This window comes from Streptomyces cyaneofuscatus (assembly GCF_000718135.1).
GTDB lineage: Bacteria > Actinomycetota > Actinomycetes > Streptomycetales > Streptomycetaceae > Streptomyces > Streptomyces cyaneofuscatus.
Genome location: NZ_JOEM01000092.1, coordinates 1 through 334, shown reverse-complemented (window position 1 = coordinate 334; position 334 = coordinate 1). Strand labels below are relative to the sequence as shown.

General features: G+C 64.4%; 1 protein-coding gene. It reads left to right on the top strand.

The annotated features are described in order from the left end of the window. Positions 1–16 precede the first annotated feature (16 nt). Positions 17–334 (top strand): AMP-binding protein (locus IF17_RS01000000136955; protein ID WP_167344552.1); only part of this gene is annotated, 318 nt, incomplete at its 3' end.

Here is a 334-nt window from a genome sequence, read left to right as displayed (position 1 = left end):
GATCCTGCCCCGGGAGGTGACCCGCAGCCCGGAAGTCCTGCTGGGGGTGCTGCAATCCGAGCGCGTCACCGTCCTGAGCCAGACACCCACCGCACTACGCAACCTGACGACTGCGGCTGAGTTTCGGCGCACAGGTCCGCTGTCCCTGGCACTGCGGCTTGTGGTCCTTGGAGGTGAGGAGCTGCGGTCGCTCCCCTCATCGGAGTTGTATAGCCGGGATGACGTCACGGTCGTCAACATGTATGGGATTACGGAGACGGCGATTCATGCGACGCATGGCCGGGTGGTGTTTGCGTCGGATGGTTCGTTCGATGCGACGGTGGGGCGTCCGTTG